27 protein-coding genes are annotated in these 23,357 nt (G+C 71.8%); 16 read left to right on the forward strand and 11 right to left on the reverse strand.

Features of this window, described 5'->3' with window-relative positions; all coding sequences use genetic code 11:
• Window positions 1-230 precede the first annotated feature (230 nt).
• Genes K4G64_RS12750 through K4G64_RS12765 form a run of 4 tightly spaced genes read left to right on the forward strand, consistent with a single transcriptional unit; the run spans window position 231 to window position 5,787 of the window.
• Window positions 231-2,450 (forward strand): aminoglycoside phosphotransferase family protein, encoded by a 2,220-nt coding sequence (locus K4G64_RS12750; RefSeq protein WP_308122348.1) that lies wholly within the window; start codon window positions 231-233, stop codon window positions 2,448-2,450.
• Window positions 2,447-3,070, forward strand: coding sequence for a TetR family transcriptional regulator (locus K4G64_RS12755; RefSeq protein ID WP_221756140.1), 624 nt, complete (start codon window positions 2,447-2,449; stop codon window positions 3,068-3,070). The genes K4G64_RS12750 and K4G64_RS12755 overlap by 4 nt, the downstream gene beginning before the upstream one ends.
• Window positions 3,071-3,110: 40 nt before the next feature.
• Window positions 3,111-5,129 (forward strand): AAA family ATPase, encoded by a 2,019-nt coding sequence (locus tag K4G64_RS12760; RefSeq protein ID WP_221756141.1) that lies wholly within the window; start codon window positions 3,111-3,113, stop codon window positions 5,127-5,129.
• Between the two features lie 31 nt (window positions 5,130-5,160).
• Window positions 5,161-5,787: an RraA family protein gene (locus tag K4G64_RS12765; protein WP_221756142.1), complete on the forward strand. Its 627-nt coding sequence runs from the start codon at window positions 5,161-5,163 to the stop codon at window positions 5,785-5,787.
• A gap of 25 nt (window positions 5,788-5,812) precedes the next feature.
• Here the strand turns inward: K4G64_RS12765 and K4G64_RS12770 are convergent, their stop codons facing one another.
• Genes K4G64_RS12770 through K4G64_RS12780 form a run of 3 tightly spaced genes read right to left on the reverse strand, consistent with a single transcriptional unit; the run spans window position 5,813 to window position 8,145 of the window.
• Window positions 5,813-6,991, reverse strand: a complete 1,179-nt coding sequence (locus tag K4G64_RS12770) for a GDSL-type esterase/lipase family protein (protein ID WP_221756143.1) — start codon at window positions 6,989-6,991, stop codon at window positions 5,813-5,815.
• A gap of 5 nt (window positions 6,992-6,996) precedes the next feature.
• On the reverse strand, window positions 6,997-7,584 hold the full coding sequence (locus K4G64_RS12775) for a TetR/AcrR family transcriptional regulator (RefSeq protein ID WP_097217427.1): 588 nt from the start codon (window positions 7,582-7,584) through the stop codon (window positions 6,997-6,999).
• Between the two features lie 48 nt (window positions 7,585-7,632).
• The gene (locus K4G64_RS12780) at window positions 7,633-8,145 is read right to left on the reverse strand and encodes a DUF2269 domain-containing protein (RefSeq protein WP_221756144.1); all 513 of its coding nucleotides are present in this window, start codon (window positions 8,143-8,145) and stop codon (window positions 7,633-7,635) included.
• A gap of 110 nt (window positions 8,146-8,255) precedes the next feature.
• Between K4G64_RS12780 and K4G64_RS12785 the strand changes: the two genes are divergently transcribed.
• Window positions 8,256-8,903, forward strand: coding sequence for a class I SAM-dependent methyltransferase (locus tag K4G64_RS12785; protein WP_221756145.1), 648 nt, complete (start codon window positions 8,256-8,258; stop codon window positions 8,901-8,903).
• A 19-nt stretch (window positions 8,904-8,922) separates the two neighbouring features.
• On the opposite strand, the gene K4G64_RS12790 is transcribed toward K4G64_RS12785, so the two are convergent.
• Window positions 8,923-9,219: a GntR family transcriptional regulator gene (locus K4G64_RS12790; protein WP_260460389.1), complete on the reverse strand. Its 297-nt coding sequence runs from the start codon at window positions 9,217-9,219 to the stop codon at window positions 8,923-8,925.
• 158 nt (window positions 9,220-9,377) lie between these two features.
• Between K4G64_RS12790 and K4G64_RS12795 the strand changes: the two genes are divergently transcribed.
• Window positions 9,378-9,716 carry a hypothetical protein gene (locus K4G64_RS12795; RefSeq protein WP_221756146.1) on the forward strand — a complete coding sequence of 113 codons (339 nt, stop codon included), beginning with the start codon at window positions 9,378-9,380 and terminating at the stop codon, window positions 9,714-9,716.
• Window positions 9,716-10,060 (forward strand): hypothetical protein, encoded by a 345-nt coding sequence (locus K4G64_RS12800; RefSeq protein ID WP_221756147.1) that lies wholly within the window; start codon window positions 9,716-9,718, stop codon window positions 10,058-10,060. The genes K4G64_RS12795 and K4G64_RS12800 overlap by 1 nt, the downstream gene beginning before the upstream one ends.
• Window positions 10,061-10,083: 23 nt before the next feature.
• Here K4G64_RS12800 and K4G64_RS12805 read toward each other — a convergent pair whose 3' ends face one another.
• Entirely contained in the window at window positions 10,084-10,806 is a 723-nt protein-coding gene (locus K4G64_RS12805) for a hypothetical protein (RefSeq protein ID WP_221756148.1), read from the reverse strand.
• Window positions 10,807-10,890: 84 nt separating this feature from the next.
• Here K4G64_RS12805 and K4G64_RS12810 point away from each other — a divergent pair, with 84 nt between their 5' ends.
• The 4 genes from K4G64_RS12810 to K4G64_RS41045 all read left to right on the forward strand — a co-directional run bounded on the left by K4G64_RS12810 (window position 10,891) and on the right by K4G64_RS41045 (window position 13,178).
• The gene (locus tag K4G64_RS12810) at window positions 10,891-11,439 is read left to right on the forward strand and encodes a DUF6817 domain-containing protein (protein WP_221756149.1); all 549 of its coding nucleotides are present in this window, start codon (window positions 10,891-10,893) and stop codon (window positions 11,437-11,439) included.
• On the forward strand, window positions 11,436-11,807 hold the full coding sequence (locus K4G64_RS12815; RefSeq protein ID WP_221756150.1) for a VOC family protein: 372 nt from the start codon (window positions 11,436-11,438) through the stop codon (window positions 11,805-11,807). Before K4G64_RS12810 ends, K4G64_RS12815 begins: the two co-directional genes overlap by 4 nt.
• A 66-nt stretch (window positions 11,808-11,873) precedes the next feature.
• On the forward strand, window positions 11,874-12,470 hold the full coding sequence (locus K4G64_RS12820) for a GNAT family N-acetyltransferase (RefSeq protein WP_221756151.1): 597 nt from the start codon (window positions 11,874-11,876) through the stop codon (window positions 12,468-12,470).
• Window positions 12,471-12,638: 168 nt separating this feature from the next.
• Window positions 12,639-13,178, forward strand: coding sequence for a helix-turn-helix transcriptional regulator (locus K4G64_RS41045; protein WP_221756152.1), 540 nt, complete (start codon window positions 12,639-12,641; stop codon window positions 13,176-13,178).
• A 5-nt stretch (window positions 13,179-13,183) separates the two neighbouring features.
• On the opposite strand, the gene K4G64_RS12830 is transcribed toward K4G64_RS41045, so the two are convergent.
• Window positions 13,184-13,966 carry a class I SAM-dependent methyltransferase gene (locus K4G64_RS12830; protein ID WP_221756153.1) on the reverse strand — a complete coding sequence of 261 codons (783 nt, stop codon included), beginning with the start codon at window positions 13,964-13,966 and terminating at the stop codon, window positions 13,184-13,186.
• Window positions 13,967-14,156: 190 nt separating this feature from the next.
• Window positions 14,157-14,642, reverse strand: coding sequence for a MerR family transcriptional regulator (locus K4G64_RS12835; RefSeq protein ID WP_221756154.1), 486 nt, complete (start codon window positions 14,640-14,642; stop codon window positions 14,157-14,159).
• Between the two features lie 15 nt (window positions 14,643-14,657).
• Here K4G64_RS12835 and K4G64_RS12840 point away from each other — a divergent pair, with 15 nt between their 5' ends.
• Entirely contained in the window at window positions 14,658-15,599 is a 942-nt protein-coding gene (locus K4G64_RS12840; RefSeq protein WP_221756155.1) for an aromatic alcohol reductase, read from the forward strand.
• Between the two features lie 399 nt (window positions 15,600-15,998).
• Here the strand turns inward: K4G64_RS12840 and K4G64_RS12845 are convergent, their stop codons facing one another.
• Together K4G64_RS12845 and K4G64_RS12850 are read right to left on the reverse strand one after the other, a co-directional pair.
• Entirely contained in the window at window positions 15,999-16,535 is a 537-nt protein-coding gene (locus tag K4G64_RS12845; protein WP_221756194.1) for an MFS transporter, read from the reverse strand.
• Between the two features lie 185 nt (window positions 16,536-16,720).
• Window positions 16,721-17,413 (reverse strand): TetR/AcrR family transcriptional regulator, encoded by a 693-nt coding sequence (locus K4G64_RS12850; protein ID WP_221756156.1) that lies wholly within the window; start codon window positions 17,411-17,413, stop codon window positions 16,721-16,723.
• Between the two features lie 53 nt (window positions 17,414-17,466).
• Here K4G64_RS12850 and K4G64_RS12855 point away from each other — a divergent pair, with 53 nt between their 5' ends.
• Entirely contained in the window at window positions 17,467-18,585 is a 1,119-nt protein-coding gene (locus K4G64_RS12855) for an NAD(P)/FAD-dependent oxidoreductase (RefSeq protein WP_221756157.1), read from the forward strand.
• A 136-nt stretch (window positions 18,586-18,721) separates the two neighbouring features.
• Here the strand turns inward: K4G64_RS12855 and K4G64_RS12860 are convergent, their stop codons facing one another.
• Window positions 18,722-19,618, reverse strand: a complete 897-nt coding sequence (locus K4G64_RS12860; RefSeq protein WP_221756158.1) for an aminoglycoside phosphotransferase family protein — start codon at window positions 19,616-19,618, stop codon at window positions 18,722-18,724.
• Between the two features lie 256 nt (window positions 19,619-19,874).
• Between K4G64_RS12860 and K4G64_RS12865 the strand changes: the two genes are divergently transcribed.
• The 3 genes from K4G64_RS12865 to K4G64_RS12875 all read left to right on the forward strand — a co-directional run bounded on the left by K4G64_RS12865 (window position 19,875) and on the right by K4G64_RS12875 (window position 21,721).
• Window positions 19,875-20,525: a helix-turn-helix domain-containing protein gene (locus K4G64_RS12865; RefSeq protein WP_221756159.1), complete on the forward strand. Its 651-nt coding sequence runs from the start codon at window positions 19,875-19,877 to the stop codon at window positions 20,523-20,525.
• Window positions 20,526-20,612: 87 nt separating this feature from the next.
• A complete protein-coding gene (locus K4G64_RS12870) occupies window positions 20,613-21,281 on the forward strand; it encodes a hypothetical protein (RefSeq protein WP_221756160.1) in 669 nt (222 codons plus the stop codon).
• Between the two features lie 107 nt (window positions 21,282-21,388).
• On the forward strand, window positions 21,389-21,721 hold the full coding sequence (locus K4G64_RS12875) for a DUF2516 family protein (protein ID WP_221756195.1): 333 nt from the start codon (window positions 21,389-21,391) through the stop codon (window positions 21,719-21,721).
• Between the two features lie 33 nt (window positions 21,722-21,754).
• On the opposite strand, the gene K4G64_RS12880 is transcribed toward K4G64_RS12875, so the two are convergent.
• Window positions 21,755-23,101 carry a PP2C family protein-serine/threonine phosphatase gene (locus K4G64_RS12880; protein WP_221756161.1) on the reverse strand — a complete coding sequence of 449 codons (1,347 nt, stop codon included), beginning with the start codon at window positions 23,099-23,101 and terminating at the stop codon, window positions 21,755-21,757.
• Window positions 23,102-23,357: the final 256 nt, after the last annotated feature.

Raw genomic sequence — 23,357 nt, forward strand, 5'->3', positions numbered from 1 at the left:
GGGCCGGGGCGGGCGGGTGTAGCATTCCGGCACCGTGCGGCGATTGAGTCAAACGCTCGTCCGCGTTCGTATGGGAAGGGGCCGACCGGCCGCCATCGAACAAGCTCGCGCACGCTCATGCGGATGAGTGGCAAACCACCCGTGATGGCGCACTCCATCGTGCGCGGCACCGACCGCGAACCTACCGTTTGCCTGACCGTCCCCCCTTCTCGTCCCTTCCGGAGCGGCCCGTGGGCGCACCCACTCCTTCCCGTCCTCTTCTCGGGGAGCGCGCCTCGCACGACGTCACCTGCCGGGCCTTCGTGCAACGGGCCGCCGAGCTGGGTGTGGCGACCAGCGGCCACCACAACCGGAACTACGTCATCGCGCTCACGGAGGGCATGGCCCGCCTGGCCGGGCGTGAGGCGGGGACGTCGGTGACGGTTCGGATCCGGCGTCCGGACGCGCTGCCCGTCGTCATCCGGACGTGGCAGGACGAGGCGGAGATCCTCCGCGCGGTCCGGGGGGTCCTTCCGCACACGCCGGAATGCCTGGTCAAAGGCGAGGACTTCGCCGTCCACAGCTTTGTGGAGGGCGTTCCGCTGTCCAGCGTCTGCGCCAACGGCAAACCCGTCGACACCCTGCTCATCCGGGCCCTGGCCGGTCTGCTCGCCCGGATGGCACACGTGCGCAGGGGTGCGCTGCCGGCCCTGCCGTCCGGCTGGCCCCGCAACGACACGGACAGTCAGGGTTTCCTCAGGACGCTGGTCCACTTGGCCGACCGGCAGATCAGGCAGCCCAACTGGACTGCATTCGGTGGGCTGTTCGCGGCGCTCGGCATCCCGGAGGACGCGCTCGCCGGGCTGGCCGGGCGGGTGCCCGCCATGGCCCGGCGGCCGTACAGCCTGCTCCACGCCGATCTGCACCGCGACAACGTGATCGTGTCGTACGCGGGCGACCCGCCCCTGATCTGCGTCGACTGGGAGCTCGCCACCTACGGCGACCCCCTGCATGACCTCGCGACGCACCTCGTGCGGATGCGGTACCCGGCGCACCAGTGGGCCGAAGTCGTCGACGCCTGGGGCGAGGCCATGCAGCAGGTCCGTCCGGCCGCGGTGAGCGGTCTGGCGCGGGATCTGCGGCACTATCTGGCGTTCGAGCGGGCGCAGTCCGTCTTCCCGGACGTGATGAGGGCCGCCCGGTCGCTGGAGGAATCGTTCACGCAGACGAGCCTGGACGAGGCGACGGCCGAGGTGCGCCGGGCTCTGGAGGCGGCGGCGGAACCGCTGCGGCTCGTCGCTGTGCCGCGGGAGGGCGAGATCCGGCGGGCCCTGTTCCGGTGGCTGGTGTCGCGGAGGAACGGGGACATCGGCGGCCGGGCGTGGATCGCGGAGGCGTTCGAGTGGCGGCCCGACCCGCGGGTGCCCGCGCGCTCCGACTTCCCCTCCGCTGCGGTCCGGGAGGCACTGCTGGCGGAGGGTGCCGCGCCCGCGGGCCGGGTGTTCAAGGGCACCGCGCACCTGAACACCGTGGTGGCGGTGCCGGGCTTCGGCTCGCCCGTGGTCGTACGGCGGAAGCTGCCCGACGTATGCCGCCGGGAGCGCGGCTTCCTCAGCGAGCACGCCGTCCTGCGCGCGATCGAGGAGTCGTCCGCCCGGGTGGCGGCGCCGCGGGTGCTCGCCCTGGGCGAGGCCTATCAGGGCGACACCATCGCCCTGCACACCTACGGCGGGCCGCGGGACGTCGGCCGGCCCCCCAATCACCCGGTCCACGGTCTGCTGCCGCACGAGGCGGACGGCCTGGTGGACCAGCTGTGCGCCCTGACGCAGGTCAGATACGAGCAGGTCGACCCGCTCGCCGGCCAGGGCGCGTTCCACGGCTGGCTGCGGGAACAGCTGATCTCCCTGGTACGGGACCTGCCGAAGGCGTCCCAGCAGTTGGCACGGCACCTCGGGCTGCCCGACCCGGACCGGTTGCAGCTGATCCTGTCCCGGCACGGCGTGAGCGACCGGGAGCCCGCGCTCCTGCACGGCGACCTGAACCCCTGGAACCTCGTACGCCGTGACGACGATCTGGCGGTGACCATCATCGACTGGGAGATGGCCGTCGTCGGCGACCCCCTCTACGACCTCGTCCGGCACATGCACCTCACGCCGACCCGGCCGGAGATCAGGGAGCGCATGTTCCGCCGCTGGGAGCGCCTGCTGCCCGCCGCGTACACCCGCGACTGGCGCAAGGACTGGCGGGTGTACCGCCGGCTGGAGATCGTGCGGTCCGCCTACGTCGACCTGGACCGCATCGTGACCGGCGCGGGTCTGGACGCTCCGAACGTCCGGCGGGCGGTGGACTCCTACGCGGTGACGCTGGCCGTCGCCACCGGCTCGCTCGGCCTCCCGGTGCGCTCCACGGCCAACCCCTGCCTCGCCCGCGCCCTGGCCCGATCCCGCCCCTGCGTAGTCTCGCCCTCATGAGCGACCCCGGCCTGCGTGAGCGCAAGAAGCGGCGGATGTACGAGACCGTGTCGGACATCGCCGTGCGGCTCTTCATGGAGAAGGGATTCGACGCGGTGTCCGTCGCCGAGGTGGCGGCGGCTGCCGAGATCTCGAAGCCGACGCTGTTCCGGTACTTCCCCGCCAAGGAGGATCTGGTGCTGTACCGGATCGCCGATCACGAGGGGGAGGCCGCCCGGGTGGTGGCGGGGGCCGAGGGGCCGGCCGTCGAGGTGCTGCGGCGGCACTTCGTGGCGGGGCTGGAGCGGGGGGACCCGGTGACCGGGCTCAGCGACCATCCCGATGTGCTCGCCTTTCACGCCCTGCTCTACGGGACGCCCTCCCTGGTCGCCCGGGCGTACACGCACCAGGAGCGGTCGGAGGCCGCGCTGGCCGAGGTGCTCGGGGGCGATCTGGACGCGCGGCTGGCGGCCGGGCAGATCATGGCCGTACTGCGGGTGCTCGCGCTGGAGAACTGGCGGCGGATCGCTGCGGGGGAGCGGGCTGAGGACGTGCGGCCGGACGCGGTCGCGGCGGCGCAGCGGGCGTTCGACCGGCTCGCGGCCGGGCTGCCGCCGCGCCTCCGGGGTGAGACTCGGTAAGTTATTTAACTCGATCACGTTTTCGCGTACGCTCGGTGAAATGACCTCGACCGAGCCTGCCCCCCAGTACGTCCTCGACCGGGAACGCGCCCACCACGAGCGCTGCCGGACCGCCCTCGCCGCGATGGTCGAGGGCGCCGGTGAACAGGTGGTCGTCGGGGAGGACGTGTCCGCGTCCGGGGCCGACGCCGAGGTCCTCGGGTACCAGCTGCGCAGCTGGGCGAAGGCGCTGCGGGAGCTGCCGGAGGGGCCGTTGTTCTTCGGGGCGCTTCAGGGCGGGGACGGCACGCTGCACATCGGGCGGCTGCGGATCTCCGAGCATCCGGCCGAACCGCCCCTGGTCGTCGACTGGCGTGCGCCGGTCTCGCGCGCCTTCTACCAGGCATCGGCCCGTGACCCCCAGGGCGTGGCGGTGCGCAGGCGGTTCGGGTGGGCGCCCGGCAGCCGGGGCGACTCCGGGGACCTCACCGGCCTGGAGGACGAGCACCTGGAGCAGGGGGAGTCGCGCGGCAGCGAGATCGTCGCCCGGGAGATCGAACGGCCCCGGGTCGGGCCCATGCGGGACATCGCCGCCACGATCCAGCCCGAGCAGGACGACCTCGTACGGGCGGACCTGGCGGTGTCGGTGTGTGTGCAGGGCGCGCCGGGCACCGGCAAGACCGCCGTCGGGCTGCACCGGGCCGCGTATCTGCTCTACACGCACCCGCAGCGCATCCGGCGCGGCGGCCTGCTGATCCTCGGGCCGAACCACACCTTCCTGTCGTACATCGCCGAGGTGCTGCCGGCCCTCGGCGAGACCGGGGTGCGGCAGTCGACCCTGGGGGAGGAGATCGCGCGCGGCCCGGTCCGCCGCGTCGACGACGAGCCGGCCGCCGTCGTGAAGCACGACGCCCGGATGGCCGAGGTGCTGCGTCGGGCGCTGTACGCGCGCGTGCGCGCCGAGGGGAACGGCGCGGGGATCGCCCTGCCGGACGGGGCCTACCGGTGGCGGGTGCCGGCGGGGGAGCTCGCGCGGATCGTGGCCGAAGTGCGGGAGGAGGAACCGCCCTACGGGGTCGGGCGGGAGCGGGTGCGGGCGCGGATCGTGCGGTGTCTGCGCGAACAGGTCGAGCGGCGGGCCGGGCCGCCGCCGAACTCCTGGGTGCGGCGCATCGAGCGGGCGCGGCCGGTGTCGGCGTACGTCGATGCCGTGTGGCCTGGGGTGCGACCGGAGGAGGTCGTGGCCGGACTGCTCGGCGATGCGGAGGTGCTGGCGGCGGCCGCCGAGGGGCTGCTCGACGCCGGTGAGCAGCGGGCGCTGCTGTGGGAGCGGCCGCCCCGGTCGTGGAAGTCGGCGCGCTGGTCGGCCGCCGATCTGGTGCTGCTCGACGAGGTGGCCGGGCTGATCGGTCATCCGGAGGGGTATGGGCACGTCGTCGTCGACGAGGCGCAGGACCTGTCCCCGATGGAGTGCCGGGCCATCGCCCGCCGGGCCCGCTTCGGTTCGCTGACGGTGCTGGGTGATCTGGCGCAGGGGACGACGCCGTGGGCGGCCCGGTCCTGGCGTACGGTCCTCGCGCACCTGGGGAAACCGGACGCGGCCGAGGTCGCCCTGACCACCGGGTTCCGGGTGCCGCAGGCCGTGGTCGGGCTCGCCAACCGACTGCTGGAGCGTCTCGACGTGGACGTGCCGCCGGCCCGTTCGCTGCGCGGGGACGGGGAGTTGCGGATGCGGGAGACGACCGTCGACGGCGTGCCCGGGGCCGTCGTGGCGGCTGTACGGGACGCGCTCGGACGGGAGGGCTCGGTCGGGATCGTCGCGGCGGACGCGGAGGTCCCCCGGGTGCGGGCGGCCCTCGACGCGGCCGGCATCGGGGCGGCGGGCCCGGACGAACTCGGCGCGCGGGTCGCCCTGGTGCCGGCGAGCGTGGTCAAGGGCCTGGAGTACGACCATGTCGTGGCCGTTGAGCCGGCGGCGATCGCCGAGGCGGAGGAACGGGGGCTGCACCGGCTGTACGTGGTGCTGACCCGGGCGGTGTCGCGGCTGGAGGTGGTGCGGGGGAGGGAACTGCCGTTCTAGGAACCGCCATTGGCGGCTAGGGTCCCCTGCCATGGCTGACGTCGACGCGTTCACGGACATACCCACGACCACGCTGGCCGATCTGCTGGGCCGCGAGCAGGTCATGGACATCGGGATCCGGCCGCTGTGGGAGCCGGTGCCCCGGGTGGCCGGACCGGCCTTCACCGTACGGTGCCCGCCCGGCGACAACCTGATGCTGCACGCCGCGATCCACCGGGCCGGCCCCGGCTCGGTCGTCGTCGTGGAGTCGGGCGACCTGGACTACGCCCTGGCCGGCGGCAACGTCTGCGCCGTCGCCCGGCGCCGGGGCATCACCGCGTTCGTCGCCGACGGGCTGATCCGCGATCTCGCCGAGGTCCGGGACATGCGCTTCCCGGTGTTCGCACGCGGCGTCATCCCCATCCCGGGCGCCAAGTCGGCCGTCCGGCCGCTGAACGAGCGGGTGCGCTGCGGCGGGGTCGCGGTCGAGGCGGGTGACACGGTCGTCGCCGACGAGGAGGGCGTCGTGGTCGTGCCCGGGGCCCGCCGCGAGGAGGTACTGGCGGCGGCCCGGGCCAAGCTCGCGAAGGAGGCCGCTCAGTCCCTGGACGACTGGGAGTCGGCCCACCGCGCCCGCATCGCGGCGATCCTCGCGGACCAGGGATACCAGGAGGCCTGAGCGACCGGTCTCGGTCCGCCGGTCGCTACGCCGCGGCGAAGGGGCCTCCGTCTCCGAAGGCCAGCTCGTGGAAACGGTCGCCGATGTGCCGGTGGGTGGCCGCGTCCGGGTGGACGTTGTCCGGCAGGGGGTGGGCGGCGGCGTCCTTCGGGCCGTAGAGGTCGAGGCCGTCGAGGTAGTGGAGGTTCGGGTCGTCGGCGGCGCGCTGTTCGACGATGCGGGCCAGTTCCTCGCGGATGACGGTGAGCGTGAGCTTGCCGGCGGCCGTCTGCGCCGGGTCGCCCATGGCGGCGAAGACCATACGGCCCTTGCTCATCTCGTCCCGGTCGGGGGCGGTGGGGCCGGGCGTGTCCTCGTGGATGGCGCAGTGGATGGGGGAGACGAGCAGCAGCGGGGTGTCCGGGTGCCCGTCGCGGATCGTGTCGAGGAAGCCGTGCACGGCGGGGCCGAAGGTGCGCAGGTGCATCGCGTCCTGGTTGACGAGGTTGATGCCCGTCTTGACGCTGATCAGGTCGGCCGGGGTGTCCCGCATGGCGCGCGCGGTGAACGGGTCGAGCATCGCGCTGCCGCCGAAGCCGAGGTTGACGAGCTCGGCCCCGCCCCGCAGCGCGGCGATCGCGGGCCAGATGGCCGTGGGGCTCGCGGCGTCCGATCCGTGACTGATCGAGCTGCCGTGGTGCAGCCAGACCCGGCGGCCCCGGTCCGGGGCGGGTGCGACGGGGGCGTCCGTGCGCAGGGCGACCAGCTCGGTGGTCTCGTTGTGCGGCAGCCAGATCTCGACGTCCTTGTCCCGCGCGGGCAGACCGGTGAAACGGACCGTGCCGACCGGGCCGGGCGTGACCTCGCCGTCCCAGGTGGCGAGGTCGACGGTGAGGACGTTGCCGTCGGTCCCGGTGGCCTGGCCGGCCGGGACGCCGTCGACGAGCAGGTCGTACAGCCCGTCCGGGCGCGGCGGGAAGCCGGCGTAGTCGCGCTTGGTGCGCAGGGTGTCCAGCTCGATGACGGTGGCGGCCGTGCGCAGCGCCAGGCGTACGCCCGAGGGCTGGGCCTCGGCCATCGCCAGCTGCGGGCTGGTGTTCTGCGCGCGGGCCCGGGCGGGCAGCCGGTGAGGGAGCAGGCCGTGCTCGGTGCGCTCCAGGTCGAGGGCGCCGCGCAGCAGGTCCGCCGTGAGGGGCGTGGTGATCCAGTCGTGCTCGGTGTGCATGGGTGTCAGCCTCGGGGATCGGTAGGGGCCGCGGGCCAGTTCCGCAGCAGCGTGTCGAGGGCGTCGAGGATCCGGGCCCAGGTCTCCTCGGTGTCCGGCGCGCTGTGGCTGAAACCGCCGCCGAGCTCCAGGCTGACGTAGCCGTGGAAGACGCTGCCGAGCAGCCGGACCGCGTGGGTCTGGTCCGGTTCCGTCAGGTCGTAGCCCCGCAGCAGCGCCCGGGTCATCCGCGCGTGCCGGACACCGGCGCTCGCGGCCGCGGTCTGCGGGTCGAGCCGCAGTTGGGCCGCGGCGTAGCGGCCCGGGTGTTCCCGGGCGTAGTCGCGGTACACGTTCGCCAGGGCGGACAGGGCGTCCTTGCCGGCCCGTCCGGCCAGGGCCTCGGCGGCCCGGTCGGCGAGTTCCGCGAGGGCGAGCAGGGCGATCCTCGTCTTCAGGTCGTGGGAGTTCCGCACGTGCGAGTACAGGCTCGCGACCTTGACGTCGAACCGCCGGGCGAGTGCCGAGACGGTGACCTGCTCGAAGCCGACCTCGTCGGCGAGCTCGGCGCCGGCCTCGGTCAGACGCTCGGGCGTCAGTCCTACGCGTGCCATGAGGGCTCTCCCTTCTACCTGAAGCGAGTGTGCCCCTGCCTAAAACCTTTAGGCAAATCTCTGTATCCTTCTGTTGCCGCGGCGGGTCTTCCCCCAGGGCTTGAGGACGGAGATCACGGTCATGAACACATAGGCGGACAGCGACACGGCCGGCCCGAACAGCACGTCACCGGCGTCCGGCAGCGGTCCGCCGGCGGCGACGGCCGTGACAGCGGAGTTCACGCCGGGGCGCAGGGCGAAGACGGTGGCGGTGGTGGTGGCGAGGGTCAGCCAGAACTTCGTGTAGACCCACCGGTACCTGGCCAGGCCCCACTTCGTGCCCAGCGACAGCAGCAGGCCGCTGAGAAGCGTGAGGAACGCGACGGGGAGCAGGAGCCAGTCGGCGAAGAGCTTCATGGCCCGGACGGACGCCTCCACGGTCTCGGCGGACCCGGTGGAGGCCGCGGTGGTCCCGAGGGCGAGCAGCCCGAGCGAGAGCCCGAGCCAGCTCGCGGAGGCGGTGACGTGGACGACCAGTACGGCCCGGCGGGCGCGGCGGCTGAGTTTCCGGTTCGGCTTCACGGTGTCACGGTGCCGGGGGAGGGGCGGCGCGGGCGTCTGGCGGCGGGAGTAAACCGGCGTACTGGCCTCGGAGTACGGGGCGTGTCAGTGCCGTCACCTACCTTCGCGGCATGACCGAGCCCTCGTACGTCACCGCCGTCCGCGAGTCCTACGACACCGTCGCCGCCGACTACGCCCGACGCGTGCCGGAGCCGGCCGAGTTGGACCCCGTCTCCCGCACCCTGCTGGCCGCCTTCGCCGAACTCACCGCTTCCCTCGGGCCGGTCGCCGACCTGGGCTGCGGCCCCGGCAAGGTGACGGCACACCTGGCCGCCCTGGGGGTTCCGGTCTTCGGCGTGGACGTGTCGCCGAAGATGATCGAACTGGCCCGGGCGGCGTACCCGGAGCTCCGCTTCACCGTCGGCTCGATGACCGCACTGGACATCGCCGACGGTGAACTCGGGGGCGTCCTGGCGTACTACTCCACCCACCACACCCCGCCGCAGTGGCTGCCGACCGTGTTCGCCGAGTTCCGTCGCACCCTCGCGCCCGGGGGCCGGCTGATGCTCGCGGGTCATGTGGGCGACGGCGAGCACCTGCGTCCCACGCGGGCCTACGGCGACCATCCGGTGTCCTACGAGTCACACCTGCTGCCGCCGGACCGGATCGCGGAACTGCTCACCCGGGCCGGGCTGGTGGTCACGACGCGGGTGGTGCAGGAACCGGAGGGACGGTTGAAGCGGAGGGCGGGGACGTTTCTGGCGTACAAGCCGCGGTAGCGGGACGGGGCCGGGGGCTTCAGCCGTTCGGTTCGCCCTCTTCGGAGGCCTCGCCGACCGGTTGTTCGACGACGAAGGATCCCTTGCCTCGCACGGTGACGATCAGGCCGCGCTCACGGAGTTCCTGTGCGGCCCGTCGCGCGGTGAGTCGCGCTACGCCGTACTCGTCGGCGAGGTGGTTCTCGGAAGGGATGGGCCTGTCCGGCGCCAGCTCTCCGGACGCGATCTTCCCGGCGATGACGTCGGCCAGTTGCATGTAGAGCGGTCTCGCGCTCATCGGGTCCAGAGTGGGCTTCGACGCTTCGGTATCGCTCATACGTCCAACGTAGAGCTGTAGCGACCTGCACGATCGTGTGGATCCCTCTGTACTTGTATGTAGAGGGCTGTATGCAGGTGTACGGTCGAAGACAGAAAGACCCCGGCGAGGTGGACTAGACCTCCCGGGGCACGGCCAACGCTTACTGGAGCGTCGACATGCATGACCTTATCCCCCGCGCCCTCCAATGGCTGCGCCTCCTCTTCGCACCCGGCACCGGGAAACGGCGTCGGCCCCGCCGGCACCTCCACGTACACCTCACCGTCGTCAGCTGCCCCTCCGCATCCCAGCCGCCGCAGCTTCCCCGCCACCGCTCCCCGTACGGCCTGCACGGTCCTCTCGACGGGGCCGCCTCCCCCCTCGTCCGCCCTTACCTCGCCGCCCACGAGAGTGAGGCCGCTCTACAGGAACGCCGCCGCCTGGCCCTCGTGCTCGCCGCCGACTTCGGGATCGATCTCGACCAGCACCTGATCGGCGCGCGGACGGTGGCCGCCTGATGGAACGCCCCGCCGGTCGGACACACGTCACGTCACCACCCCGGCTCCTGCCCTGGCTGTCCGCGGAGGGCAACCCCTGCTACCTGGTGACCGACGACAACGGCGGTTACCTCTCCCGTCTCGCCGACGACTTGGAAGCCGTCCAGCTCGCCACCGCCACCGACGTCTTGGGCCTCGCCCGCAAGGTGCTGGACGACCCGGCCTCGCCGTACAGGGAGATCCGTTTCGCCGGCCTCCGTCTCGCAGAGTGCCTGACCGACGCGCTGAGGGTCGCCGAGTCCCGGGGGATGCGCGTGCCGGTGCCGGACATCGCGGACACAGTCCAGGCGCGCGACCCGAAGTAGGAGGCAGGGGACTGCCCGCCCGGCTACCCGGCATACGTCCACACCCGCAGCGGGCCGAGTGGCTCGAAGCCGTGCCGGAGGGCGGCTGCCAGGTCGGCACCCTGCTCGTAGCCGACGACGGGCAGGGTCGGGAAGAGCCGGGCGAGCGCGTGCAGGACGACCGGCCAGGCCGCGTCGGACGCGCCGTCCGGCCCGAAGACGTTGGAGACGCCGACCACGTGCTCGCTGCGGCTCGCGACCGCTCCGGCGGCCACTCTGCCCTCGGTGTCGCCGGCGGGCCGCCCAAGGATCAGGAAGGTCTCCGGTTCGGTGAGTAGCCCGGGCCGGAACAGGTCGGCGTTGCCCGCCCCGTCGTCCCAGGCCAGGGCCCAGGCACGCAGTGTGTCCGGGTCGCCCACCACGTCCCATTCGAGACCCGGTGCAGCCGGTGCCGACCCGGCGGGCCGGTGTATCCACTGCGCCTCGAAAGGCACCCGGAACCCGGCTGCCGCCAGGTCGAGGTCGGCGAAGCTGTCCTTGACCGAGGCGCCGGGCGAGGCCGTGTCGATCCGTGTCGTGAGCGCGTCGGGGTCGGCGTCCGGCCCCAGCGTCACGGCGTCGGGGTAGAAGAGCGGCGTCCGCACCGGGGCGGCCCAGGCGTCGGCCCCGAACGCGCCCGCCACCCCGTGCGCCCGGCACACCGCCGCACACCACTCGGCGTTGTTCCGGGCGGCGGCCCGGATCAGGGCTTGCTGAGGAGTCGTCATGACGCGGATCAAACCGATGGCCGGCCCGGCCCGTCCACCGATTTGATGGTGCCGCCCCGACCGCTGCTGAAAGGACTCCACCCTGTGACTGCTTCCCCTACCGAGTCCGGAGCGGCCGTCGCGCTCCTGAGCGGACTCGGCGCGGCGGACATCGCCCACCCGGGCGGGACCCTCCTCGCCCACCTCACGCGGGTGCAGAGGCAACTCACCGCGTGGGGCGCCCGCCCGGCCCTCCGACTGGCGGGCTTGTGCCACGCGTTCTACGGCACGGACGGCTTTCCGGGCGCCCTGCTGCCCCTGGACCGCCGTGGCGTACTTGCGGCGGCGGTCGGTGCCGAGGCCGAGGCTCTGGTGTATCTGTACGCCGCGTGCGATCGCGGGGCCACCTATCCGACCCTCGCGGATGCCGACGGACCCTTTCACGATCGGTTCACCGGCCTGAGCCACATCCCGGAGCCGCAGTGGCGGCGGGACTTCGCCGAGTTGTCCGCCGCCAACGAGATCGACCTCGCTCGCCTCGACCCCGACTTCCGCGACCGGTGGGGCTCCGAGCTGCTCAGCCTCTTCACCCGCATCCGTCCCCTGCTGAGCCAACCCGCCTGGGCGGACTGTCGGGAGGTGCTCGCCGGATGATACTGAGCGCGATCACTCTGGACTGCGCCGATCCACTCGCCCTGGCGGCGTTCTACCAGCAGGCCACGGGACTGGAGCTGCATCCCAAGTCGGACGCCGACTTCGCCGCGCTGGAGGGCGAGAACGGCCTCTCCCTCGCCTTCCAGCGGATCGACGGCCATCGGGCACCGAGCTGGCCCGACCCCGCCGTTCCCCAGCAGCTGCACTGCTGTTTCCGGGTCGCGGACCTGGACGAGACGGAGACACGGCTGCTGAAGCTGGGCGCCGGCAGGCCGGAACGCCAGCCGAACGCGGACAGATGGCGGGTGCTCACGGATCCGGCGGGGCACCCCTTCTGCATCGTCGGGGGTTTCACCGAGCCTGAATGAGGCGGTCCGCCCGTCCCGGGAACGAGTCCCCGGCCGACGGGCGGCGGCTCGGTCAGGATGGGCTCCATGACCTCGTCGAACACACCGAACTCCCCGGCCCCGGCGGCCGCCTCACCCACCCTGTCCGCCACGGAGATCACCACGCCCCGGCTCCGGCTGCGCGCAGCGCACGACGCCGACCGCGCCGGGCTCATCGAGCTGCAGACCGACCCCCAGGTCCGGTTACACCTCGGCGGCCCGAGGCCGCGGAGTGCGGTCGAGCAGTACTTCGACGCGAGGGACGTCGCACACGTCACCGACCAGCCCGGCACGTTCGTCATCGCCGACCGGACGACCGACGACCTCCTCGGGGTGCTCCTGATTAACCGACGCCCCGCCGACCTCCCCGGACACGTCTCCGAGGAGGGCGGGGAACTGGAACTGACCTACGTCCTGCGACGCGCCGCCTGGGGCGCGGGGCTGGCCTTCGAGGCAGCCACCGCCGCGCTGCGCACCGCCGCGTCCGAACTGCCCGACCAGCCGGTCCTGATCGTGACCCAGACGGCCAACACCCGCTCCCTCGGCCTGGCCTCCCGCCTCGGCTTCCGGCGCGTCGGCACTTTCGAGGCCTACGAAGCCGAACAGACCCTGGCGGTGGCCGGCCTGCACACGTTCTCGGTCTGAGAACCGATGCGCCGACAGCTCGGCTTCCCCCCGCGTTCGGCCTCACGGACCGCAGCTACCCCGCGCGTACCTCCGGAAGAGGGAGGAGTTGACGGGGTGAGCGGCGGTCTCGACACCACCGTCACGGCGAGCTCCGCGGACGCCTCCGACGTGGGCTGGCAGTGAGCGGTGTACCAGATCGGTTTGCTGTACGACCGTCAGTTCACCGCATGGGCGGTGCGCACGGCGCTGTCGGCGGTGCCCGGACTCCAGGTTCACAGCGCCCCCGAGGACGGTGGCGAGAACACCCCGAGCCATATGGACGTCCTGGTCACCGACCACCAGCCGCGCGACCCCGCGATCGGCGCCCGAGCCACCCGGATGCTGCTGATGTTCCCCAACGATCCGCCGCCGGACCTCGACATGGCGGCCTCCGGCTTTGCGGGTCACCTCTCCGAACGCTGCACCGCCGCCGAACTGGTCGCCGCGATCCGTGACGCGGCGGCCCCGGACACGCCGGTGCCACCCGACAAGGGCGGCTTCCCCCTGTCCGCGCGGGAGCGACAGGTGCTGCGGCTGATCGCGGACAGCTACACCCACGACCAGACCGCCCGCCGACTGGGGTTGAGCCCGCACACCATCAACACGTACGTCAAGCGGGCCAAGGGCAAACTCGGCCTGGGGAACAAGGCCGAACTCACTCGGGCTGCCCTGACGGACGCCTGGTGACCGTGTCAGCCGTCGCCCCTCGTGGCCACAACGGCCCAGGTACGGTGCGGGACTTCGATCACCTCGCCGGGGAAACGCTCGCGCAGCACCCGGCCGAGGGCGTCGTCGAAGCGTTCCACCTCGTCCGGCGGCAGACTGGCGCCGACCCCGGCACTGGCCCGGATCCGGCCCCGCCACGCCTCGGGCGGGTACGGCACGGCCAGGTCGAAGGAGAAGGTCTCGATGCCGGTGAAACCCACGGTGGCCAGGTCGGTCAGCCAGCGCGGGTACAGGCCGGTGCCACCGCCCATCGTCCAGGCCGGGTTGAAGGAGAGGATCAGCTCCTCGGTCGCCTCGACCACGTTGCCCGGCAGAGGCAGCCAGTCGAAGTGGGCGATGACCACCCGGCCACCGGGACGCAGCAGCCGCGTGATCTCGGCCGCGGCCTTCGACGCGTCGAACCAGTGCCAGCACTGGCCGGCCGCCACCACGTCGTACGACCCGTCCGGCAGTCCCGTCGACTCTGCGGTGCCCACCCGGTAGTCGGTCCGCACCCCGGCCTCCCTGTCGAGCTCCCGGGCCTGCTCGAGCAGCGGCGCCGCCGGGTCGAGGCCGGTCACCCGCGCCCCCGCCTGCGCGAACAGCCGGGCCAGGGTGCCGGTGCCGGTCCCGATGTCGAGCACGTCCTTGCCGGGGAAGGCGATGCCGTGCCGGTACAGGTGCGTGACGATCTGCGGTGGGAATCCGGCGCGGTGGCGGCCGTAGTCCTGCGCGGTGAGCCCGAAGTCAGGACGGAACGTGCTGGTCATGGCAGGTCTCCTAGGGGCGGAACGGGGACGGGGGCTAAGACGCCCTCCCAGAGGTTGCGGTGTCTCACCCGCTGCACCAATCCACAACGCATGGGCGCTGGCCAGGTGGCCGGCGTCGATGCTGTTGAGGCCGACGTCGCCCACAGGCCGGGGGTCATGCCCCTCCGCCCTCGGGTCCCGGGGGTGCGAGTCACGCTGAGGTAAGCAGGTCTGCGTGGCCCGTTCGCCGGAGGTAGTCGATCACCGCGTCTCGGCTCTTCTCCAGGCACACGATCCTGTTCTCGACGACGCGCAGCTCGTGAGCGAGCTCCTTTGCCAGGGTCTGGGTGCACGCGCCTGCTGCGTCCTGGTTCGAGGGAGCCTCGATGTCCAGCACGATCTTGATCATCCTCGTCGACAGACCAGCCTCGACGAGCGCCCGGACGTGACGTGCATGCTCGACCTGGTCCTCGGAGTAGTCGCGGTAACCGTTGGTCGACCGCGACGACTCGATGAGCCCCTGCTGCTCGTAGTAGCGGAGCATCCGAGCCGGGGTTCCTGTCTTCTGGGCGGCCTCACTGATCTTCATCACTCGCTCCTCCTCGTCAGCCGACCACTTGACCTTGACACTGATGTCAAAGTCTACGGTGCTTCTCGAGACCCCAGCGACCAGAACACACTGGGGAAAGACGAACACGAGAGTGACCTCCAGATGACCAACGACAGCTCGATCCCCACCTCCCGGGACATCCTCATCATCGGAGCCGGGGAGCTCGGCATGCCCGTCATCCGCAACGTCGTCCGACGAGCGAAGGACGTGGCAGGCTCGTCCGTCAGCGTGCTCCTGCGGGCCAGCGCCACCGCGTCCACGGCACCCGACAAGCAGCGCGACGTCGCTGAGATCAAGAACCTGGGCGTGAAGATCGCCGAAGGGGACCTCGTGAAGAACACCATCGACGAGCTCGCCTCCATCTTCGCCGACTACGACACGGTCATCGGGTGCACGGGCATCACCGCCGGCCTCGAGACCCCCATGAAGGTCGCCCAAGCCGCCCTCCAGGCGAGGGTCCCGCGGTACTTCCCGTGGCAGTTCGGCGTCGACTTCGACATCATCGGCCGAGGAAGCCCGCAGGACATCTTCGACTCCCAGCTGGACGTCCGTGACCTGCTCCGGTCCCAGGACCAGACCGAGTGGGTCATCATCTCCACCGGCATGTTCATGAACTACCTCTTCGAGCCCGGCTCGGGGATGGTGGACCTGCCCGACGACACCGTCAACGCGCTGGGAAGTCTCGAGACGGCGGTCACCGTGACGACGCCCGAAGACATCGGCGTCCTCACCGCGGACATCCTCTTCGCCGAACCTCGCATCCGCAACGAGATCGTCTACCTCGCCGGTGACACCATCACCTACGGCGAACTGGCCGAGACGCTCGAGACCGTGCTGAAGCGTCCGTTCCGCCGTGAGGTGTGGACGGTTCCATCGCTGCTCGACGAGCTGGCCGCCGACCCGGACAACATGACGCGGAAGTACCGGGCGGTCTTCGCGCAGGGCCGCGGCGTCGCGTGGGCGAAGGACGACACCTACAACGCACGCCACGCGATCCCCGTGACTGGACTCCGCCAGTGGGTCGAGGAGAACCTCGCCGGCTGACGCATCCCCCAGCCCCTGCGCGCGGGCAGTGTCGGCCTGCAGTTCCTCACCGGCGACCCCCAGGGCAGCCATGACTCGGACGGCATCGAGGAGTACCTCCGCGCGACCGCGGCAGAGACGCTCACCGATCTGATGCACCCGTTCGGTATCACCGCCCACCTGTAGCTCTTGGCAGCTCACGAGGACACCCGGGTGCAAGAGCCGAGACGGCACACACCCCGCCCCGCCCGACCCGAAGCACACGAGCGGTCGATGACTTCTTGCACGCCGCCAGATCCACGCCCACCGGCTCTCCGCTGCGGGCGATGCACCCGAAGATGCCCGACACGGCATCGCTGACCACCCAACTGCCACACGCCTGCCCACCGGTACCGCTCTGGGAGGGCGTGAAAGGGGTGGCTACGTGTCCGCCGGCACCGGAGTCACCGGGTGCGGACGGGTCCGTTCCGCCCACCCGGCCACGGCCGGGGCGGCCAGCCCCGCGGTGGCCGGCAGGGCGGCCAGTACGGCCCAGCCTGCCATGCCGTGGTCGATGATCAACAAGGTCGTGAGGGCGGGGGTGATGGCGGTGCCCAGCTGCGTAGTCAGCCCGAACAGGCCCTGGTACTGCCCGTGGGCGTGCTCGGGAGCCAGTTCGTACGACAGGGCCCACGAGCCCGCGCTGTGGAGCGGCTCTCCCATCGTGTGGACGGCGACGCCCACGGCGAGCACACCCACGGCGAGCCACGACTGACGCCCGGCGGCGGACGCGAACAGCACACAGCACGCGCCGAGCCACAGCCCGGACCGGCGCATCGCCCTGGCGCCGCCCCTGATGTCCTCGGCGCCCCGGCTCACCGGGACCTGTCCCAGCACCACCAGCGCGGTGTTGATCAGCAGCAATCCCGCGTAGACGGACGTGGGGGCGTCGGTGCGTTCGGCGATCCACAGGGGCAGGGCGACGTTTGAGGATGCCGGAGTTGGTGATGCATACCGCGTTGAGCAGTCCCACCGCGACGTACGGCCGGTCGCGCAGCACCGCCCATCGGGGCCCGCCCGGTTCCGTGGGCACCGGCGGCAGTGCGGGAAGCGCGAGCAGGATCACGCCGGCGACCACGAACACCGCCCCTCCGGCGAGGAGTTCACGCCGACGGCCCGGTGAGTTTGGCGGCCACGGCATCGAGGACCCAGTCCAGGCCGGTTGCGAAGGATGTCTGGGCGTCTACGTCCGTGCCGTCGTACACGGCCTTGGCCAGCGCCGGGAAGCGGCCTGTGGCCAGCATTCTCGTCACATGCGGGCCGTGGGCACGCTGCCAGTCGTCCTTGGACAGGCCAGTGGCGCGCTCGGCCCGCAGGTTCGCGATCTCGCGCCTGATCGCGCCGATGAAGTAGGCGCTGACAGTCTCCACGGCGCGCAGGACGGTGTCGATATCGGTGAGGCCGTCGAAGGCGGCCAGCGTGGCCTCGGTCACGGCGAGGCCGTTCGGACCCAGGGTCGGGCGGCCGCCGAGCAGGTCGGCCAGCCATTCGTGCCGGAGGGCGGCCTGCCTGGTGCGTTGGGCGAGGACGCGCAGTGCCTCCCGCCAGTCGCCGGGCGGCTCCTCGGGGAGGATCTCGGCCTGGACCTCGTCCACCATGAGGTCGAACAGCTCTTCCTTGGTGGAGATGTACCTGTACAGCCGCATCGGACCGGCGTCCAGGCGGGCCGCGACCTTGCGCACGGATACCGCCTCGAGCCCGCCCTCGTCGGCCAGTGCGATGGCGGCGGCGACGATCCGTTCCCGGTCGAGCGGCACGGGGCGAGTCGGCGGCTCGGGCCGGTCCCACACAGTCATGCTCACACCGTACCGTTGCGATACGCCGTATCCGAGCAATACAGTGTATCGCCATGAGACATCGCATCGCAGTGGTCGGGAGCGGTCCTGCCGGCCTTGCCTTCGCCCGCGTACTGCACCGCCATGGCCACCCCGTGGCCGTCCTCGAACGCGATCCCGCCCCCGATGCCCGTCCTCCGGGCGGCACGCTGGACTTGCACGAGGGGATGGGCCAGCTCGCGCTGGACAAGGCGGGGCTGCTGGCGGAGTTCCACGCGCTGTCCCGCCCCGAGGGGCAGGCCATGCGCATCCTGGACACGGCCGGGACCGTCCTGCGCGATTGGCGACCCCGCCCGGACGACCGGGCCAATCCCGAGATCGACCGCGGACAACTCCGCGACCTGCTGCTCGGCCCTCTCGACGTCCAGTGGGGTCGGGGCGTGACGCAGGTGGTGCCGGGGACCCGGGACGGCGTACTGGTCCACTTTGCGGACGGACGACAGGAGACGTTCGACCTCGTAGTCGGCGCGGACGGCGCCTGGTCCCGGATCCGCCCGGCAGTCTCGCCAGCGACACCGCACTACACCGGCGTCACCTATGTCGAGACCTCCCTCGACGACGTCGACACCCGCCACCCCGACCTCGCCCGGCTGATCGGCGACGGTTCCGTGGCTGTGTACGGCGTGAACCGAGCTCTCGTCGCCCAGCGCAACAGCGGCGGCCACGTCAAGGTGTACGCCCAGTTCCGCGCGCCGCTGGACTGGCACACGAACCTGGACGTGGCCGACGTCGAGGCCGTGCGATCGAGCCTGCTGGCCTTGTTCGACGGCTGGGCCGCGCCCGTCCTCGACCTCCTCCGCCACGGCGCCGCTTTCGTCCACCGCCCGCTTTACGCACTGCCCGTGTCCCACACCTGGACCCACGTCATCGGGGTGACGTTACTGGGCGACGCCGCCCATCTGATGCCCCCCTTGGGGGCGGGTGCGAACCTCGCGATGCTGGAAGGCGCCGAACTCGCCGAGTCCATCGCCACCGGCCCTGAAGATCTGGACGAGACCGTCCGAGCCTTCGAGGATCAGATGTGGGCGCGGGCCGGCAGGTGGGCGAAGATCACGACGGCCGGTCTGGAACGCCTCGTGAGCCCGGACCCCGCCGAGGCCCTTGCCCTGTTCGACCAAGTCCAGCCGTCCTGACGGCAAGCGCGCCGGCACCGAGACAGCCCGTACCGTCGCCGAGATTCTCAGACCGCGGTCGCACTGGCCGGGCGGCATCGATTCCTGTCGGCGAGCGCATGGCCGCCGGGGAGGCCCAGTCGATCCATGCTTGGCGTCAAAGGCCCTTCAGGACACGATCAAGTGCGGACCGGCCTACGGGCCCCCAGTTCGACTTGCCTCCGGGCAGGCCGCGATCCCCGGCTTGGCCCATCGCCATCAGGAACAGGCTCTTCATCGCGGCCAGTCCGCGTGCCCGTCGCACCGCTGCCTCGTCCGCCTGCGCGTAGCTGTCGAAGAACCGTGAGGCGCCGCCCGCGGGGAGTAGCAGCCAGGCGGCCGCGAGGTCCCACGCCGGGTCGCCGGCGACCAGTGCGCCGAAGTCGACGACACCCGCCAGGGTCCCGTCCGTGACGACGACGTTCGCGGGATGCAGGTCGCAGTGCACCCACACCGGTGGGCCCTCCCACTCCGGGGCCGCCACCGCTTCACCCCAGACGTCACGGATCTCGTCGGCGAGGTCGGCAGGGGCGACGTCCTGGAAGAAGTGCTCGAAGCCGTCCGTGCAGTCCTTGGGGTGAGCGCCGAAGTCCGAAGCGGTCGGTGCGTCGGCGGGCGTCTCCACGTGCAGCGCCCTGAGGAAGCCCGACAGCGTCTCGGCCGCGTGGTCGCCGCGAGTGATCGAGCCATGGTCCAGCGGCGTGCCCTCGACCCATGTCATGACGGTCCAGATGTTGGGGAAGCGCTCGGACGGCGCACCGTCCCGCAGGGGGACAGGAATCGGCAGCGGCAGGCGCGAGGCCAGAGTCGGCAGCCACCGGCGCTCCTTGAGCTGGAGATCGGGGCTCGTGTCCATCCGCTGCATCCGGACGGCCAACTCGTCACCGAGGCGCCACATTTGGTTTCCCCAGCCGCCCGCCACCTCTCGGATGGGCAGCTCGGCGAGGTCCGGATGCTGCTCCCGAAGCAGGTCGCGTACCAGATCCTCGCTGATCTCGATCTCGGACTCGATCATGTCGCGTCACCGTACTTGAGGCAGTCGGAGGCCACCTTGCGTTTTGGCAGTCCCAGCTCCTCGGCTGGACCTCCCGAGCTGGAGGTCGCCCATGCTCAGCCGGGTTCCGCTTCAGGTGGCCTCGGTCTCGCGCAGCCGCGGCGGCGTACTCGCGGCACGGAGGCAGGACAAGCGAGCGCAGGGCCAGTCGAGTGCTGTGGCGCACTTTTGCAAGCGGGTGCTTGCAATAGTTAGCGGAGTGCTGCACTGTGGAGGCATGGCATCGCTCAACGTCGGCAATCTCGGTGACTATCTGCGCGAGCAGCGGCGCACTGCGCAGCTGTCGCTCAGGCAGCTCGCCGATGCCGCCGGGGTGTCCAATCCGTATCTGAGCCAGATCGAGCGCGGCCTGCGCAAGCCGAGCGCGGAGGTGCTGCAGCAGGTCGCCAAGGCGCTGCGGATCTCCGCCGAGACGCTGTACGTCCGGGCCGGCATCCTCGACGCCGAGCGGGACCGGGACGAGGTGGAGACGCGGGCCGTCATCCTCGCCGACCCGACGCTGAACGAGCGGCAGAAGCAGGTGCTGCTGCAGATCTACGAGTCCTTCCGCAAGGAGAACGGGTTCGGGATCGGCGACGGCCCGGACGGCTCGGGTGGTGCGGACGGCTCGGGCGGGGCGGGCGGTGCCGGCGTCGTCGGTGTCGTCACCGCTGACGGTGCGGTGAGCGTCGACGGGGACGCGCCCGGCACCGGGATACCCGCCGCCGGCGCGGCCGACGGTCAGCCCGCCCGGCGCCGCAGCCGCAAGACCGCCGGCAAGGGCGCCGGCGGGAGCGACAGCACGAGCGACGGCGGTACGACCGCCACCCGTCGGACCCGCAAGAGCACCGGCGGCAGCGACACCGATCCGCAGCAGACGGCCGGCTAGCCGGACCAGGGCATGGGCCGCCCGCCGCGGATCACACAACCCTCAGCCGAACCCTCAAGCGATACAGAATCCGGGAGGACCCTCACCATGGCCATCACCGACGACCTGCGCAAGACCTTCAGCGACCCGACGCCGCTCTACTTCGCCGCAGGCACCGCCGACCTCGCCCTTCAGCAGGCCAAGAAGGTGCCGGCCCTGGTGGAGCAGCTGCGCTCCGAGGCCCCCGCGCGGTTCGAGGCCGTGCGCAACACCGACACCAAGGCGGTCCAGGAGAAGGCGTCCGCCCGGGCCAAGGAGGCCTCCGCCCGCGTCAAGGAGACGCAGGAGACCCTTCAGACCAAGGTCACGGCGTTCATCGGCTCCCTCGACTCCGACTTCAAGAAGCTCGGCAGCAACCTCGACGCGGACCTGAAGAAGTTCGGTGAGAACGCCCAGGACCTCGCGCTGCGCGGCGTCGGCGTGGCCGCCGAGTACGCCGTCAAGGCCCGCGAGGCCTACGAGAAGGTCGCCGAGCACGGCGAGCAGGCCGTGCGCACCTGGCGCGGCGAGGCCGCCGACAGCATCGAGGACGTCGCCGAGGGCGTCGAGGAGCTGGCCGTGGCCGTGGAGCCGAAGCCGAAGCCGCAGCCGGTCGAGGTCAAGGAGGAGCCGGCCAAGCCGGCCGCCGCCGCCCCCGCGAAGACGGCCCCCGCCGCCAAGAAGGCCCCGGCGCGCAAGACCACCACCGCGAAGAAGCCCACCCCGCCCGCCAAGTAGGACGGCGCAGCGATCACACGGGCCGGGCACCCTGGGGGTGTCCGGCCCGTTGTACGGGTACGGTGACCGCGTAGGACGAGCCGAGTCGGGTGGTGGACGTTGTGCTGATGCAGGGCTTCGCAGGGTTTATGTGGCTTCTGAGCATGGCCCTGATCGTTTTCAGCGGCTTCGCGTTGTTCGACGCGGCGGTGCGCCGGGAGGATGCCTACCGCGCGGCCGACAAGAAGACCAAGCCCTTCTGGCTGATCGTCCTCGGGATCGCCTTCGTGGTGAACCTGCTCTTCCCGATCCTGTCGTTCCTGCCGATCATCGGCCTCATCGCGACGATCGTGTACATGGTCGACGTACGGCCCGCGATCCGCGCGCTCCCGGGCGGCGGCCGCAGCAACCGCGGCTCGAGCAGCGACGGCCCCTACGGCCCGTGGAACGGCGGCCGGTAAGGGCTGTCGGCTCTCGGAGCTGCGGAGCCGGGGCTACGGCACCCGGTCCAGCAGCAGTACCGCCACGTCGTCCGTCAGCTCGCCACCGTTGAGGTCGCGCACCTCGTTCACCGCCGCCCGCAGCAGCTGCTCGCCCCGCAGGCCCTCGGCGATCTGGCGGCGGACCATCTCCGTCATGCCGTCCTGGCCGAGCCGCTCCCGGCCCTGGCCGATGTGGCCCTCGATCAGGCCGTCGGTGTAGAGCATCAGGCTCCACTCGGCCCCCAGCTCCACCTGCATCCGCGGCCAGCGGGCGCCGGGCAGCAGCCCGAGGGCCGGACCGTTGTTGTCGTACGGCAGCAGCCGGGCCGGTGTGCCGGGGCGGGCCAGCAGCGGCGACGGGTGGCCCGCCAGGCAGAGCCCGGCGCGGCGGCCGTCCGGCGCGATGTCCACCGTGCAGAGGGTCGCGAAGATCTCGTCGTCGGCCCGCTCGTGCTCCAGCACCTGCTGCAGCGTGCCCAGCAGCTGGTCGCCGCACAGGCCCGCCAGGGTCAGCGCGCGCCATGCGATCCGCAGCTCCACACCGAGGGCCGCTTCGTCCGGGCCGTGGCCGCAGACGTCGCCGATCATGGCGTGGACGGTGCCGTCCGGCGTGCGGACGACGTCGTAGAAGTCGCCGCCGAGCAGCGCGCGCGAGCGGCCGGGGCGGTAGCGGGCGGCGAACCGCAGCGGGGAGCCCTCCAGCAGCGGCGTCGGCAGCAGGCCGCGTTCCAGGCGGCGGTTCTCCTGCGCGCGCAGCCGGCCCTCGGCGAGCCGGCGCTCGGCCGACTCGGAGCGCTTGCGCTCCACCGCGTAGCGGATCGCGCGGCTCAGCAGCCTGCCGTCCAGCTCGTCGCGGAAGAGGTAGTCCTGGGCGCCCACCCGCACCGCCTCGGCGCCGCGCTCGGCGTCGCCGGACGCGGTCAGCGCCAGGACGGCGTGCCGGGGCGCGAGCTCCAGCACGTGCTTTAGCACGGCGAGCTCGTCCTCGGAGTCGGCGTGGCCCGGTGCGGGCAGCGCCAGGTCCAGCAGGATGCAGTGGACGTCGTCGGTCAGCAGCCGCCCGGCCTCCGTCAGATTGCGGGCCGTGCGGATGCGGATCGGCTTGCCTGCCTGGTCGAGCATGTCCGGCACGATCGGCGAACCGGCCGGGTCGTCCTCGATCAGCAGCAGCGTCAGGTTGGTGTGGGCGGTGTTGTTCTCCACCTTGTTCGTGGTGTTTCCGGCGGTGTCCGGCGTGCGGCTCACGGGCGAGGCGTCCTTCACGGACTCCTCGGCCGAGCCGCCGCGCGGGGACGCGGCCTGCGCCTGACCACTCTCCGCGGCCGGGATCGCTCTCTGCCGCGGTATGGGTACGGGCATCGTCTTGGGTTCCTTCCCTCCCCCCGAGGGCATGGTGGGGCGAGGGACCTCGACCCACCGAGCGGGACCATAGCGGGTGTCGGCGCCGCATTGGAATGGTGTGAGCCACGCCGCTGTGCCACCGGCCGGTGTCATATGCCGCGATATGCCCCTCAGTTGGACAGCTCGGAGATGCTGCGGGGATGACGAACGTCACGTCAGCGCACGGATTGCTCGTCGTGGAGCGTGCGGTGGGTCACGTGGGCCAGGTCACCGC

This window comes from Streptomyces sp. WAC04114 (assembly GCF_019733245.1).
Lineage (GTDB): Bacteria > Actinomycetota > Actinomycetes > Streptomycetales > Streptomycetaceae > Streptomyces > Streptomyces massasporeus_A.